Below are 14,446 nucleotides of genomic sequence, written 5' to 3' on the forward strand. Positions count from 1 at the left end.
CCGTGGGTGAACGCACAGCGGCCACCTAGGGCACGCGCGATACGCTGATCCGACCATGGATGTCAAGAAGCTCACGCGGAACCCGCTGATCTACGTCGCTCTGATCGGACTGCTGCTGTTCGGCGGCTTCCTGCTGATCTCGAACCTCGGCGCCCCCAAGCAGATCACGACCCAGGAGGGTCTCGAGCTGCTCGACGGCAAGACGGTGACCGAGGTCGTCAACACCGACGGCGACCAGCGGGTCGACATGACCCTGTCCAAGGCCTTCGAGGGCGCGGACAAGGTGCAGTTCTACTACGTCGACGCCCGGGCCGAAGAAGTGGTCACGGCGATCAACGACGCCGACCCGAAGGACGGCTTCAACGATGCCGTTCCGCGTGCGACCTGGTTCGACGGCATCCTCTCCCTTCTTCTTCCTCTCGTGCTGCTCGGCCTGCTGTTCTGGTGGCTCCTGTCGTCGATGCAGGGCGGCGGCGGCAAGGTCATGCAGTTCGGCAAGTCCAAGGCCAAGCTCGTCAACAAGGAGACCCCGACCGTCACCTTCGCCGACGTCGCGGGTGCGGACGAGGCGATCGAGGAGCTCCACGAGATCAAGGAGTTCCTGCAGGACCCGGCCAAGTTCCAGGCCATCGGCGCCCGCATCCCGAAGGGCGTGCTGCTGTACGGCCCTCCCGGAACCGGAAAGACGCTGCTCGCCCGCGCGGTCGCCGGCGAGGCGGGAGCCCCGTTCTACTCGATCTCGGGTTCCGACTTCGTCGAGATGTTCGTCGGTGTCGGCGCATCGCGAGTGCGCGACCTGTTCAACGTGGCGAAGGAGAACTCTCCCGCCATCATCTTCATCGATGAGATCGACGCCGTCGGTCGTCACCGCGGTGCCGGCATGGGCGGCGGAAACGACGAGCGCGAGCAGACGCTCAACCAGATGCTCGTCGAGATGGACGGCTTCGACCCGAACGCGAACGTCATCGTGATCGCCGCGACGAACCGTCCCGACATCCTCGACCCCGCGCTGCTGCGTCCGGGCCGCTTCGACCGCCAGATCGGCGTCGACGCCCCTGACCTCCGCGGCCGCCAGAAGATCCTCGAGGTGCACAGCAAGGGCAAGCCGCTGTCGAAGAGCGTCGACCTCGAGGTCGTCGCCCGCAAGACTCCCGGATTCACGGGTGCCGATCTCGCGAACGTCCTCAATGAGGCCGCGCTGCTGACCGCTCGCTCGAATGCGCAGCTGGTCGACAACCGCGCGCTCGACGAGGCCATCGACCGTGTGATCGCCGGCCCTCAGCGTCGCACCCGCGTGATGAAGGACAAGGAGAAGCTCATCACGGCGTATCACGAGGGCGGTCACGCTCTCGCAGCTGCGGCGATGAACTACACCGACCCTGTGACGAAGATCACGATCCTGCCTCGCGGCAAGGCCCTCGGCTACACGATGGTGCTGCCGCTCGACGACAAGTACTCCGTCACGCGCAACGAGCTGCAGGATCAGCTCACGTACGCGATGGGTGGCCGCGTCGCCGAGGAGATCATCTTCCACGACCCGACCACCGGTGCCTCGAACGACATCGAGAAGGCGACCTCGATCGCCCGCAAGATGGTCATCGAGTACGGCATGACCACCCAGGTGGGTCCGGTCAAGCTCGGTTCCGAGGGTGGCGACATGTTCGTCGCGCGCGACATGGGCCGTGGCCGCGAGTACTCCGAGAAGGTCGCGGAGCGGGTGGATGCCGAGGTGCGCGCACTCATCGAGCAGGCGCACAACGAGGCGTACGAGGTCATCAGCGCCAACCGCGACATCCTCGACAGGCTCGCTCTGGCCCTCCTCGAGGAGGAGACGCTGGACCACAATCAGATCGCCGAGATCTTCACCGAGGTGAAGAAGCTCCCCGAACGTCCGCTGTGGCTCTCGAGCGAAGACCGCCCCGTCTCGGAGCGTCCCCCGATCGAGGTCCCGAAGAAGGACGTCTCGCTGGCTGCTTCGATCCAGGCGCCGGCGTCGGCTCCGCGCACACAGCCAGGATCGGCGGGAGCCGGTCAGGCTCGACCAGCGACGGCCTGACCCGTGTCTGTCGACCGCGCGCGTGTCGAGCGACTCACCAGGGAACTGCTCGAGGCGATCGGCGAAGACCCTGACCGTCCCGGGCTGAAGCAGACGCCGACGCGGATGGGCGATCTGTATGCGGAGTTCTTCGCCGGGGTCGGCGAGGACCCCGCAGCGCCTCTCGCGCACACGATCAGCGTCGCCCGGGGTCCCGCACCCGACACGCTCCCCTCGGGTGCCGTGCTGCTGCGGGACATCCGATTCCGGTCGGTGTGCGAGCACCACCTGCTGCCGTTCGCGGGGCGCGCGCACATCGCCTACCTTCCGGGCGAGCAGGTGGTCGGGCTGGGCGCGCTCGTGCGCGTCGTCGAGATCCTCGCCACCCGCCCCCAGGTGCAGGAACGACTCGGCGAGCAGATCGCCGACACCATCGCGGAGCACCTCGACACCCGCGGAGTGCTCGTCGTGCTGGATGCCAGCCACGGCTGTGTGACGATGCGCGGAGGACGGCAGCCGGAGGCGTCCACGCTGACCATCGCCGCCCGCGGCGAGTACACGGACCCGATCGCGAGGGCGGAGCTCATCGCGCTTATCGGCGCCCCGAGCGCGGGGCACGCATGACGGGGATCTGGGGGATCGTCAACGTCACGCCCGACTCGTTCAGCGACGGCGGTCGGTATCTCGACGTGGATCGGGCCGTCGAACACGGCCTGCGGCTGCGGACCGAGGGAGCCACCGTGCTCGACGTCGGCGGCGAGTCGACGAGGCCGGGAGCCGAGCGCGTGGGGGCGGAGATCGAGCAGGAGCGCGTGCTCCCCGTGATCGAGCGACTCGTCGCTGAGGGCGCGCCTGTGAGCATCGACACCATCAACGCGTCGACTGCGGCGGCGGCCGTCCGAGCGGGCGCTCGGATCGTCAACGACGTCTCCGGCGGGCTCGCCGACCCCGACATGCTGGCTGCCGTCGCCGAGTCCGGCGCGGACTATGCGATCGGCCACTGGCGTGGTTTCTCCGCTGACATGTACGAGCACGCCGAGTATCGTCGTGCCGCCCGCGAGGTCGCGGGAGAGCTGCGCGAGCGCATGGGCGAGGCCGCGGCTGCGGGAATCGCGCCGTCGCGCCTGATCGTCGACCCGGGGATCGGATTCTCGAAGAAGGGCGGCCAGAACTGGGGCGTCCTCCGCGGCCTCGACGAGATCGTCGCGCTGGGGCCACGCGTGCTCGTGGGCACCTCCCGGAAGAGGTTCCTCGCGGAGACCATCGGCGCCGACCCTGCGGCGGTGTCCGAGGCGCGTCGCGACCTCGCGACAGCGGTCACGAGCGCCCTCGCCGCCCGCGCCGGAGTCTGGGCCGTCAGAGTCCACGATGTCGGTGCCACCCGCGATGCTCTGGCCATCGTGCATGCCTGGGAGGGATGAACCATGGATGTCCTCGACGAGATCGTCCTCACCGGACTGACCGTGTTCGGTCGGCACGGCGTGTACGACCACGAGCGGGAGAACGGTCAGGAGTTCACGATCGATCTGCGCCTGCGGATGCCGCTGGACGATGCGGCGTCATCGGACGACGTGGCCGACACGGTGCACTACGGAGAGCTCGCCGAGAGAGTCGCAGAGGTCGTCGCGGGCGAGCCGGTGAACCTCATCGAGACGCTCGCCGATCGCATCGCGGCTGTCGCGCTCGCCGACGCCCGGGTGCACTCCGTCACCGTCACGGTGCACAAGCCGCATGCTCCGATCGCCCTGACCTTCTCGGACGTCGCCGTCACCGTGCACCGGGCGCGACAGCAGTTGGCCGAGGAGGAGTCGCGATGAGTCGCAATCTGGCGAACCCGCCGAGTCTCCCCGGCCCGCGACCCGGGCGCGAGGATGCCGTCGCGGTCGTCGCCTTCGGCGCGAATCTCGGTGATCGCGAAGGCACGATCCGCGCCGCCGCCGAGCGCATCTCGCGACTGCCGCTGGTCAGAGACGTGCGGTTGTCCTCGTTGATCGAAACCGTCGCGCTGCGGCTCGACGGGCCGGATCCCGAGGCCCCGGGGTATGTGAACGCGGTCGCCCTGGTCACCACCCGCCTCGCTCCGTCGATCCTGCTCGGCATGCTGCACGCGATCGAAGACGAGTACGGCCGCGAGCGCCTGGAGAGATGGGGCGATCGGACACTCGACCTCGACCTGATCGCCTACGGTGACGAGTCGGCGGAGGGTGACGGACTGCAGCTGCCGCATCCCCGTGCGTTCGAGAGGTTGTTCGTCCTCGAGCCGTGGCTCGAACTCGATCGCGACGCAGTGCTTCCCGGTGCGGGTCGGGTCGCCGACCTCGTCGCGGATCTGCGACGCCGGGAGCAGCGATGAAGCGCACCTCGATCGGACTCCTCGTGCTCCTCGCCGTGCTCGCCGCCGGCGGGGGCTTCGTCCTCGACCACATGCTGACGGCGATGGGCCGCACGACCTTCACGCCGTCGTTGCTGCTGCCCGTGCTGCTCCTGCTCATCGGCGCAGCCTCGCTGGGCGTCGCCTGGCCCGTGCGCGCGAGTGTTCGCAACGGCGTCCGCATCGATCCGTTCCGTGCGACGCGCGCGGTGACGCTGGCCCGCGCGTCCAGTCTCGTCGGGGCGATCATGGCGGGGTTCGGAGCGGGCCTCTTGGCGTTCCTCCTCTCCCGGCCGATCGATCCCCCGGTAGGGTCGACTGTGGCGATGCTGGCACTGATCGGAAGCGCGGTCGTGCTGGCCGTCGCCGCGCTCATCGCCGAACAGTTCTGCATACTTCCGAAGGATCCTGATGACTCAGAACCCAGAGATCGAGCCGGGGATCCCGGCCCCGCTGAACTCGGCGGAGGTCACTGACCGCGCGGCCCTCGACCAGGGCACGTACCCGCAGCTGCGCACCGCGCGCAGCGAGGCGAGACTCGAGCTCGACGGGACCTGGCATCAGATCTCCCCTCGCTACGTGGTCTCGCAGAACGTGCAGAACCTGATCTTCATCGCCGTCGTCCTCGCGGTCGCGGCGGTTCTCGCGCTCGTGCTGCATCAGACCTGGGCGTGGATCCCGGCGGGTGTCGTCGTGCTCATCACGCTGATCACCATGGTCATCCTGCCGAGGCAGGCGAGGGCCATCGGATACATGCTCCGCGAAGACGACATCGTCTTCCGCAAGGGCATCCTCTGGCAGCGCATGATCGCCGTGCCCTACGGACGCATGCAGCTCGTCGACATCACCCAGGGGCCGCTGGACCGCGCGTTCGGCATCTCCCAGCTGAAGATGGTCACCGCCGCTGCGACGACCGGAGTGCAGATCCCCGGTCTCACCCAGACGGCGGCAGAAGCGCTGCGGGACACCCTGATCGAGGTCGCCGAGACTCGCCGGACGGGCCTGTGAGCGAGCACCAGCCGCCGGCACCGACGGGAGAGCGGCCCAGCGCGGCCACCGGGCGCGAGACCCTCGCCGACGGCGAGTGGCATCGGATGCATCCGCTCACCCCGCTCTTCAAGGGCGGGCTGGCCCTCATCATCATCGCGGGCATCGCGATCGCCAACCTTCGCGACCGTCTGATCGCCTGGTTCGTCGACCTCTTCACCCCCGAAGAGGCGCAGTACGACTACAGCGGCGGGGATCCCGTCGACTGGGTGCTGCAGAACAACCTCATCGTCATCGTGCTGCTCAGCGTGCTCGGACTGGTCGTCGTCCTCGTGCTCATCTTCTGGTTCGTCTGGCGCTTCCAGCAGTTCCGGATCACGGGGGACCACGTCGAGGTCCGCAAGGGCATCGTCTTCCGCTCGCACCGTCGCGCTCCGCTCGACCGGGTGCAGGGCGTCAACCTCACCCGTCCGTTCCCCGCGCGCATCATCGGACTCGCGAAGCTCGAGGTCGTCGGTGCCGGCACCGATTCCAACGTCGAGCTCGAGTACCTCGCGACTCCGCGCGCAGAGGCGGTGCGCACCGACATCCTGCGCCTCGCCTCGGGTGCGCGCGCAGCCAGACTCACAGCTGCGGACGCCGCGGCCGGCGTGCGCTCCTCTGACGCCGCAGGCTCGGGGACGGTCGCGCCCGATTCGGCACGGGCACAACTCGTCGGATCGATGAACGCCGGCGTCAACGATCTGATCAGCGGCGTCGACCTCGGCGACGTCGAGCCCGAGAGTGTGGTGAAGATCCCGACGGGGCGTCTCGTCGGCTCCCAGCTCATCTCGAGCGTCCTCTGGCTCATCTTCTTCGGGATCATCTTCGGCGTCGCGGTCGGCGGCGTCGCGATCGGCTCGCTGATCGACGGAGACCCCATCGGCGGGTTCCTCGGTCTCGGGATCACGCTGGGCATCGCGATCCCCATGATCATCGCGATCGTCGGAATCACCTGGGCGCAGATCTCGAAGTCGCTGCGCTACTCGATCGCCCCGACGCCCGACGGCGTGCGGATCACGTACGGTCTGCTGACGACCGTGACCGAGACGCTGCCGCCTGGACGCATCTTCGCCGTGGAGGTCACGCAGTCGCTGCTGTGGCGGCCGTTCGGCTGGTGGACCATCAGGATCAACCGCATGAGCGGCAAGAGCGCCGCTCAGCAGTCGTCGGGTTCGGCCCAGCAGTTCAGCGTCGTGCTGCCGGTCGGCAAGCGCGCCGATGTCGAACGCGTGCTCGCGCTGATCCTTCCCGATGCTCCGGTCGCCGACATCCCGCTCGTGTGGGAGCACGGCATTCTCGGACCGGTCGAGGGCGACCCGTACCGGACGATGCCTCGGCGCGCATGGTGGCGCAGGCCCGTGTCGTGGAAGCGTCACGGCTTCGCGTTGACCGAGTTCGGACTCCTGCTCCGGCGTGGCATCGTCTGGCGCAAGCTGGCGATCTTCCCGCTCGCCCGGCTGCAGGGAGTGTCGCTCTCGCAGGGGCCGATCGACCGTGCGCAGCGTGTGTCCGGTGCGCAGGTGCACTCCGTGCAGGGGCTCATCACGGGCTATCTGTCGGGTCTCGAACGCGATGACGCGCTGTACCTGCTCGACAGGGTGAGCTCGGCAGCGGTCGCCGCCGCCGCGCGCGATCACACCCACCGGTGGGGCGAATACGTGACGGATGCCGAGGGAGCGCAGGTTCCCGGGTACCCGGTCCCCGGGGCGGATGCCGCTGCAGGCGTCTCCGGGGCCCCGCTGCCTCCTCCGGCTCCGCCTGTCGTGCAGCCGGCCCCGCCTGTCGCGCCGCCGGCTCCGCCTGTCGCGCCACCGGCTCCGCCTGTCGCTCCGCCCGTACCTCCGGCCCCGCCCGCAGCGCCGGCTCCGAACGGTGAGTGATCCGACGCGCCGCGATGGGCGCCTCGGAGTCGGCATCATCGGCGCGGGACGAGTGGGGCCGGTCATCGGCGCGGCTCTCGCCGGAGCAGGACACGCGATCATCGGCATCACGAGCGGCTCTGACGACGACCGTGCGTCAGCGGTGCTGCCGGACGTCCCGATCCTCGATGCGCTGGAGGTCGTGCGTCGCAGCGAGCTGGTCGTGGTGGCCGTTCCTCACGATCAGCTGGCGGGCCTGATCGCGGGCATCGCCGAGGTCGGAGGCTGGCAGCTCGGCCAGCTCGTGCTGCACACGGACCCCGGTCACGGCATCGAGGTGCTGCGACCGGCGGCCTCGAGCGGTGCGATCCCGCTCGCCGTGCATCCGGCGATCACCTTCACGGGCACGTCGATCGATCTGCGTCAGCTGCAGGCGAGCTATGCGGCGGTCACCGCTCCGGCGGCGGTGCTTCCCATCGCACAGGCTCTGGCGGTCGAGATGGGATGCGAGCCGGTCGTGATCTCGGAGGCGGATCGGGAGGCCTACGCCGACGCGATCCAGACCGTCACCGAGTTCTCACGCTCGATCATCGCGCAGTCCACCTCGCGCCTCGGTGAACTCGGCGTCGAGAACCCGGGGGGATACCTCTCCGCCCTGGTGCAGTCGACGGTCGAACGGGCGCTCCGCGATGCGTCAGGGCCGCCCCCTCTGCTCTGACGTCAGCGACCGCCCGAGAAGCCGCCTCCACCGCCTCCGCCGGAGAAGCCGCCGCCGAACGATCCGCCTGCGCTCGACGACGAGCTCGCACTCGGTGCCGCGTACGTCGCGGACGCGTGCGACGTCGCAGCGAACGCCACGAGCTGACCGCGGACGAAGGGCGCGCTGGGATCCCCGATCCACGACGCGCCTCGTTGCTCGTAGGCGTACACCTGCTCGAGAATGGCGCCCCATTCGTTCTCCATGCCGAACAGCATCGCGTAGGGGAGCAGGCGCTCGTAGACGACGATCACGTTCGCGCTGCCGTCCTGTCGCCTCTCGGCGCCCGTGTACGACTGGAGCATCCGGAGTCGGTCGGCTTCGGCGACGCGGATGAACTCCCTGACGCCCATGAGGTATTCGTACAGTCGGGCGCCTTCGGCGGTGAGGACGGTGTGCTTCGAGAAGCCGTAGAAGGAGGACAGGAGAACGAGGAAGACACCGAACGCGATCGCGACGAACGCAGGAATCGCTGTGACACGTCCGCCGATGATCCCCCAGAGGCCGAGGGCGAAGCCTGCGAGCACGACGCCGATCGCACACCACTGCAGGATCATCGCGCCCCTGCTGCGCGCCTTGGTGGTGAGGCCGCGTGACACCGCTGCCTCGATGCCGCTCTGCGACAGCGTCTTCATGCGGGCCGCGAAGTCCTCGCTCGAACTCGGAACCTCGGCGACTCCTGCGGCGTCGGCGCCGACGAAGAGCGCATCCAGTGCCTGGGCGTCGAGCTCGTCAGGAATCCTCCCACCCGGAAGGCGTCGCAGCCGTGGCTGCTCGACGTCGGTGCCCTCCTCGATGCGCAGCAGGCCGCGTACCGCGAGGTGGATGATCTCCGCGGGGATCGGGTCTTTGGCGCCGGGCACGATCCCGGCGGCCAGCAGTGGCGGCAGCGAATCCGGCACGTCGTACTGCGCGACGATGATGCCGCTGGATGTGCGTCGCTTCTTCTTGAACGCCGACACGGCGATCCAGCTTCCGACCGAGAGCCCGAGCCCGCCCAGTGCCGCGATCGCGGGAACGGTGTCGGTCACGGGATCGGGCTGCCGAGCCGACGGCTGCACAGCGGTGCCGGGGTCGAATCCGACGGCGACCGTGATCCCCTCGCCGGGGGAGAGCTCTTTCGCCTCGACAGCGAACTGCGCGCCGTCGGGCGACGCGACGAGGTCGCACTCGTTCGTCGATCCCTGGTAGCCGGTGTAGCAGCGGGCGTTTCCGGTCAACCGATCCGTCATCGTCTCGTCGAACACGATCTCCGCACGGAAGTCCTCGACGGGCTGCGTGCTGTCGAGAGGAAGGAGGTCCCAGTAGAACTCGTCGACTCCGGAGTCTGCCGCCAGGATCACGTCGCGCATCTCGTATTCGATCACGTAGGTCGTGAGTCCGCGCACGTAGTCGTCGTCGCCGGTGAGCACCAGCAGCAGCCCGTCCTCCTGCTCGGTCTCGTAGGGCACGTCGGCCCCGGTCTCGTCGGTCACCGACAGCACTCGCACATCGAGCCACGCGTTCTCGTAGCTCGTCGGAAGGCCGCGGACGATCCCCTTGTTCTGATCGACCTCGGGGAATCGAGCCGTGAGGGACTCGGTGACGTGCATGTGCGAGCGGCCGTCGTCGTCGAGACCCACCTCGTACCGTGCATCCCACGATGCGTAGGAGAAGTCGTCCACGTCGGCGCGGATCGCGGTCGAGGCGCCGGCGGCAGGTGCGGGTCCCGCTGCTGCTGCAGCTGCAGCTGCCGGTGTCGTGGGCACGAGCAGTGCAGCGGCGGTGAGACCGATCGTGACGAGCGTGCGGGCGAGTCTGGTGGCTGCCATGCTTCGAGGCTACCCAGACTCGACCGCAGGGTGAGGGGTCGGACCTCGGTAAACTGGACACGACTTTCAAGGAGCCCCGAATGACTGACGCGTCTGCCGCGCCCGAGACGACCACCGCCGCCACCGAAGAAGACGTCCACGAGCAGAAGGCCGTGCGCCTGGCGAAGCGCGAGCGTCTGGTCGCGAACCGCGCGGATGCCGGCGGGGGAGCGTTCCCTGTCAGCGTGCCGGTGACTCACCAGATCCCGGCGCTGCGCGCCGAGTACGGCGAGCTCGAGGCGGGTGCCGAGACGGGCGTCGTCGTTGGAGTCGCGGGTCGTGTGGTGTTCAGTCGCAACACCGGCAAGCTGTGCTTCGCGACGCTGCAGGCCGGCGACGGCTCGCGGATCCAGGCGATGATCTCGCTCGCGAACGTCGGGGAGCAGTCGCTCGCCGATTGGAAGGAGTACGTCGACCTCGGGGATCACGTCTTCGTGCACGGCGAGGTGATCTCCAGCCGCCGCGGCGAGCTGTCGATCATGGCCGACGGGTGGGCGATCGCCTCGAAGGCGATCCTGCCGCTGCCGAATGCGTACTCGGAGCTCAGCGAAGAGGGCCGGGTCCGCAGCCGATACCTCGACCTGATCGTCCGCGAACAGGCGCGCACGACGGTCCGCGCTCGTGCGGCGGTGAACGCGAGCCTCCGAGCGACGTTCGGCAGCCACGACTACCTCGAGGTCGAGACCCCGATGCTGCAGGTGCAGCACGGTGGAGCGTCCGCTCGCCCGTTCGTCACCCATTCGAACGCGTTCGACACGGAGCTCTACCTGCGGATCGCGCCCGAGCTGTACCTGAAACGTGCCGTGGTCGGCGGCATCGAGCGGGTGTACGAGATCAACCGCAACTTCCGCAACGAGGGCGCAGACTCGACCCACAGCCCCGAGTTCGCGATGCTCGAGGCCTATCAGGCCTATGGCGACTACAACCAGATGGCCGCGCTGACGCAGGAGCTGGTGCAGCAGGCGGCGATCGCGGTCGCCGGTTCGACCACGGTCACCTGGGCGGACGGCACCGAGTACGACCTCGGTGGCGAATGGGATCGCATCTCGATGTACGAGTCGCTGTCGGCGGCATCCGGTCGCACGATCACCCCGAGCGATCCGGTCGAGGACCTGATCGCCTTCGCCGAGGCGAACGGCGTGGACCTGCCCGCTCAGGCCACGCACGGCAAGCTCGTCGAAGAGCTGTGGGAGCACTTCGTGAAGGGCGACCTCGTGCGCCCGACCTTCGTCATGGACTTCCCCGTCGACACCTCGCCCCTCGTTCGCGAGCACCGCTCGATCGAGGGCGTCGTGGAGAAGTGGGATCTGTACATCCGCGGGTTCGAGCTGGCGACCGGATACTCCGAGCTCGTCGACCCCGTCATCCAGCGCGAGCGCTTCGTCGAGCAGGCGAAGCTCGCCGCCCGCGGTGACGTCGAGGCGATGCCGGTCGATGAGGAGTTCCTGCGGGCGCTCGAGCACGGCATGCCGCCGTCCGGCGGCATGGGCATGGGCATCGATCGCCTGCTGATGGCGATCACCGGGCTCGGCATCCGCGAGACCATCCTCTTCCCCCTCGTCAAATAGCGGGCGTCGCGCCGCGTCTGAACGCCCACTCCGGCAGCATCGCCGCGTCGATCATCGACGCGAGCAGCGCGGCGAGACCGTACTCGGGATCGATCGCCCGCACGAGATCGAGGTACTGCGCGGCATGGCTCGAGCGGCCGAGTGCCCACGAGAGCCATGCCGCAGCGGTGAGCGGAGCGGGTCTCGCGGCAGGCGGGGCGAGAGCGGCAGCCGTGCGGACGAGTGAGAGGGCGACTGCGAGTCGCTGCGGATCAGGAGTGGGTCCCCGGCCGAGGAAGACATCGCCCAGGTCGTCGGGCACCCTGGTCGTCGCGCCCGCGAAGTCGAGCTGCGCCTGGAGCGTGCGCTCGCCGCCGCGCGTATCGGTCGCCCATTGGGTCAGCGCCACGTCTCGGAAGAGCGGGCGATCGAGGCACCAGAGGAGGGCCGCGGTGGCGAACGGCGGCAGATCGTCCGGGGATGCCAGAACGGACTCGAAGAAGGCCGGGATGTCCTCGAGGAGCACGAGCGCCGCGATCGCCTGAGGGTTCTCCGTGCCCGTCGCCCCAGGTGTGCCACCTCGTTCGAGGAGACCGCCGACGTCACGCAGTGCGCGCCCCACCCGCTCCTTGTCGGCGAAGCCGACTGCAGGAAGAGCAGCACCGGACAGCTGGTCCCCGGAGACGTCACCGACGCCCGGCACCTCTGGTGCGAGGCGGTCGAGACGGCGGACCTGCGGATCGCCGTCGAGGTAGCTCGACCACCCGTCGGGGGTCACGCAGAGCGCGTCGACGATACGCAGTCCGGCGTCCTCCGCCCGACCCAGCACTTCATCGACCTCGACAGCGAAGGGGAGCACCAGCCCGTCGCGTGTGCGCTGCACGGTGTCATCCGTATAGACCACGAGGGCGACCGCATCCGTCCGCTCGACTCGCGAGACGAGGCCGACCGCGGCATCCGCGTAGTCGGCGAGGTCGTCGTGGCTGCGGGGGAGGTCGAGTCGCATCGCGCCGTACGTGCGTGTGCCACGGAACGGCAGCAGGACGAGGCTCTCAGTCGGAGTGAAGCCTGCGAGAGAGGGGACGATGCTGAGGAACTCAGCGGAGCCGGAAGCGCGGAGCAGTGTTGTCATCCGGCGAGTCTCATCGCACGAGCACGCTCGCGGTCGGTCTCCACAGTGCAGATGGTCTATCCCCCTTCTGCGCCCGAGTGTGGAGGAGCAGTGGGGTAGTGAGTCGCGTACCATGGAGCCATGGAGAACTTCTGGCTCGCAGCCGCATGGTCGCTCATCCCGACCATCGGGGTGAGCGTCGTGTTCTTCTTCGTGCTCCGCGGAATCCTGCGGTTCGATCGCACCGAACGCAAGGTGCACGCACGGATCGAAGCCGAGGAGCGGGCCGCACGCGGTCTGCCGCCGCGCTCCTGAGCGGCGTCGGAACCATCGGCTACTGTGTAGCCAGCGCACCGTCATCGGTGCCCACTGAAGCGCCCGGCGTCGAAGTGCCGAGCGGCCGAGAGGACGAGGGATGACGCCCGAGATCTGGGCTTGGTGGACCGCGGCGTTCCTGATCGCCCTCGACCTGACCATCCGCATCACGGCGATCATCATCATCCCGCGCAACCGGCGTCCCACGGCGGCGATGGCCTGGCTGCTCGCGGTCTTCTTCATCCCGTTCGTCGGAGTGTTCCTCTTCCTGCTCATCGGAAATCCACGGCTGCCGCGAGCGCGGCGTCGCAAGCAGGATCAGATCAACGAGTACATCGCCGAGACGAGCGAGCACCTCCACTTCGGCACCCTGCGCCCGAATGCGCCGAGCTGGTTCCCCCCGCTCGTCGAGATGAACCACCGTCTCGGAGCGCTGCCGATCTCCGGCGACAACGGCGCGCATCTGATCGCGGACTATCAGGACTCGCTCGACGCGATGGCCGACGAGATCCGCAAGGCCCAGGACTACGTCCACATCGAGTTCTACATCCTCCAGTCCGATGCGTCGACGGACAACTTCTTCCGCGCGATGGAAGAGGTGGCAGAACGCGGCGTGCATGTCCGCGTGCTGCTGGACCACTGGGCGAACAGGTGGAAGCCGAAGTACCGGAAGACCGTCGCCAGGCTCAATCGGATGGGCGCGAACTGGCACCTGATGCTGCCGGTGCAGCCGCTGAAGGGACGCATGCAGCGGCCCGACCTGCGCAACCACCGCAAGCTCCTCGTGGTCGACGGCAAGGTCGCGTTCCTCGGCTCCCAGAACGTCACCGACTCGACCTACAACCTTCCCAAGAACATCAAGCGGGGTCTGCACTGGGTCGACCTCATGGTCCGCATCGACGGGCCGGTCGTGCTGAGCGTGAACGCCATCTTCCTCAGCGACTGGTACAGCGAGACCGACGAGGTTCTGCAGGAGATCGACATCTCGCACGCCGAGGCCGGCTCGGGCGACCTCGACTGCCAGGTCGTGCCGTCGGGACCGGGGTTCGAGGTCGAGAACAACCTGCGTCTGTTCCTCGGGCTGCTCTACGCGGCCAAAGAGAAGATCATGATCGTCAGCCCGTACTTCGTGCCGGATGAAGCGCTGCTGCTCGCGGTCACCGCAGCGGTCGACCGGGGGGTCGCGGTCGAGCTGTTCGTCTCCGAAGAGGGCGACCAGGCGATGGTGTACCACGCCCAGCGCAGCTACTACGAGGCGCTGCTGAAGGCCGGGGTGCGGATCTGGATGTATCGCAAGCCGTACATCCTGCACACGAAGAGTCTGACCATCGACGACCAGGTCGCCGTGATCGGCTCGAGCAACATGGACATGCGCTCGTTCGGTCTGAACCTCGAGGTGTCGATGCTCGTCCGCGGCGAGGAGTTCGTCCTCGAGATGCGCGCGGTCGAAGACGTCTACCGCTCGCTCAGCCGGGAGCTCACTCTCGAGGAGTGGATGCAGCAGCCGCTCCGGTCGACGGTCCTCGACAACCTCGCCCGTCTCACCTCGGCGCTGCAATAGGGCGCCGATAG

The 14,446-nt window shown here is 68.4% G+C and carries 14 protein-coding genes; 12 read left to right on the top strand and 2 right to left on the bottom strand.

All coding sequences use genetic code 11. The features are described from left to right. The first annotated feature begins 55 nt into the window (after positions 1 to 55). Genes ftsH through ACIPV5_RS05335 form a run of 9 tightly spaced genes read left to right on the top strand, consistent with a single transcriptional unit; the run spans position 56 to position 8,012 of the window. Positions 56 to 2,056: an ATP-dependent zinc metalloprotease FtsH gene (gene ftsH / locus ACIPV5_RS05295; protein ID WP_400340199.1), complete on the top strand. Its 2,001-nt coding sequence runs from the start codon at positions 56 to 58 to the stop codon at positions 2,054 to 2,056. A gap of 3 nt (positions 2,057 to 2,059) precedes the next feature. After that, positions 2,060 to 2,659: a GTP cyclohydrolase I gene (gene folE / locus ACIPV5_RS05300; RefSeq protein ID WP_053098727.1), complete on the top strand. Its 600-nt coding sequence runs from the start codon at positions 2,060 to 2,062 to the stop codon at positions 2,657 to 2,659. After that, on the top strand, positions 2,656 to 3,456 hold the full coding sequence (gene folP / locus ACIPV5_RS05305) for a dihydropteroate synthase (protein WP_285365292.1): 801 nt from the start codon (positions 2,656 to 2,658) through the stop codon (positions 3,454 to 3,456). Before folE ends, folP begins: the two co-directional genes overlap by 4 nt. 3 nt (positions 3,457 to 3,459) lie before the next feature. Beyond that, on the top strand, positions 3,460 to 3,852 hold the full coding sequence (gene folB, locus ACIPV5_RS05310; protein WP_400340201.1) for a dihydroneopterin aldolase: 393 nt from the start codon (positions 3,460 to 3,462) through the stop codon (positions 3,850 to 3,852). After that, positions 3,849 to 4,388 carry a 2-amino-4-hydroxy-6-hydroxymethyldihydropteridine diphosphokinase gene (gene folK / locus ACIPV5_RS05315; RefSeq protein ID WP_400340203.1) on the top strand — a complete coding sequence of 180 codons (540 nt, stop codon included), beginning with the start codon at positions 3,849 to 3,851 and terminating at the stop codon, positions 4,386 to 4,388. Before folB ends, folK begins: the two co-directional genes overlap by 4 nt. After that, positions 4,385 to 4,882, top strand: a complete 498-nt coding sequence (locus tag ACIPV5_RS05320) for a DUF3180 domain-containing protein (RefSeq protein ID WP_053098731.1) — start codon at positions 4,385 to 4,387, stop codon at positions 4,880 to 4,882. The genes folK and ACIPV5_RS05320 overlap by 4 nt, the downstream gene beginning before the upstream one ends. Beyond that, entirely contained in the window at positions 4,818 to 5,414 is a 597-nt protein-coding gene (locus ACIPV5_RS05325; RefSeq protein WP_053098732.1) for a PH domain-containing protein, read from the top strand. The genes ACIPV5_RS05320 and ACIPV5_RS05325 overlap by 65 nt, the downstream gene beginning before the upstream one ends. Continuing rightward, positions 5,411 to 7,315 (top strand): PH domain-containing protein, encoded by a 1,905-nt coding sequence (locus tag ACIPV5_RS05330; RefSeq protein ID WP_400340205.1) that lies wholly within the window; start codon positions 5,411 to 5,413, stop codon positions 7,313 to 7,315. The genes ACIPV5_RS05325 and ACIPV5_RS05330 overlap by 4 nt, the downstream gene beginning before the upstream one ends. Further along, entirely contained in the window at positions 7,308 to 8,012 is a 705-nt protein-coding gene (locus ACIPV5_RS05335) for a DUF2520 domain-containing protein (protein ID WP_053098733.1), read from the top strand. The genes ACIPV5_RS05330 and ACIPV5_RS05335 overlap by 8 nt, the downstream gene beginning before the upstream one ends. Positions 8,013 to 8,014: 2 nt before the next feature. Here the strand turns inward: ACIPV5_RS05335 and ACIPV5_RS05340 are convergent, their stop codons facing one another. Then, positions 8,015 to 9,862, bottom strand: coding sequence for a DUF2207 domain-containing protein (locus tag ACIPV5_RS05340; protein WP_400340206.1), 1,848 nt, complete (start codon positions 9,860 to 9,862; stop codon positions 8,015 to 8,017). A gap of 80 nt (positions 9,863 to 9,942) precedes the next feature. Between ACIPV5_RS05340 and lysS the strand changes: the two genes are divergently transcribed. Next, positions 9,943 to 11,469 carry a lysine--tRNA ligase gene (lysS, locus tag ACIPV5_RS05345; protein WP_053098735.1) on the top strand — a complete coding sequence of 509 codons (1,527 nt, stop codon included), beginning with the start codon at positions 9,943 to 9,945 and terminating at the stop codon, positions 11,467 to 11,469. Here the strand turns inward: lysS and ACIPV5_RS05350 are convergent. Further along, a complete protein-coding gene (locus ACIPV5_RS05350) occupies positions 11,462 to 12,580 on the bottom strand; it encodes a DUF4192 family protein (RefSeq protein ID WP_400340208.1) in 1,119 nt (372 codons plus the stop codon). The two genes, lysS and ACIPV5_RS05350, sit on opposite strands and share 8 nt — an antisense overlap. 120 nt (positions 12,581 to 12,700) lie before the next feature. On the opposite strand from ACIPV5_RS05350, the gene ACIPV5_RS05355 reads away from it, so the two are divergent. Next, complete coding sequence (locus tag ACIPV5_RS05355) at positions 12,701 to 12,874, top strand: hypothetical protein (RefSeq protein WP_171821981.1); 174 nt, start codon at positions 12,701 to 12,703, stop codon at positions 12,872 to 12,874. 100 nt (positions 12,875 to 12,974) lie between these two features. After that, the gene (gene cls, locus ACIPV5_RS05360; protein WP_053098737.1) at positions 12,975 to 14,435 is read left to right on the top strand and encodes a cardiolipin synthase; all 1,461 of its coding nucleotides are present in this window, start codon (positions 12,975 to 12,977) and stop codon (positions 14,433 to 14,435) included. Positions 14,436 to 14,446: the final 11 nt, after the last annotated feature.

The sequence above is a fragment of the Microbacterium sp. NPDC090014 genome, from assembly GCF_044748285.1.
Taxonomy (GTDB): Bacteria; Actinomycetota; Actinomycetes; order Actinomycetales; family Microbacteriaceae; genus Microbacterium.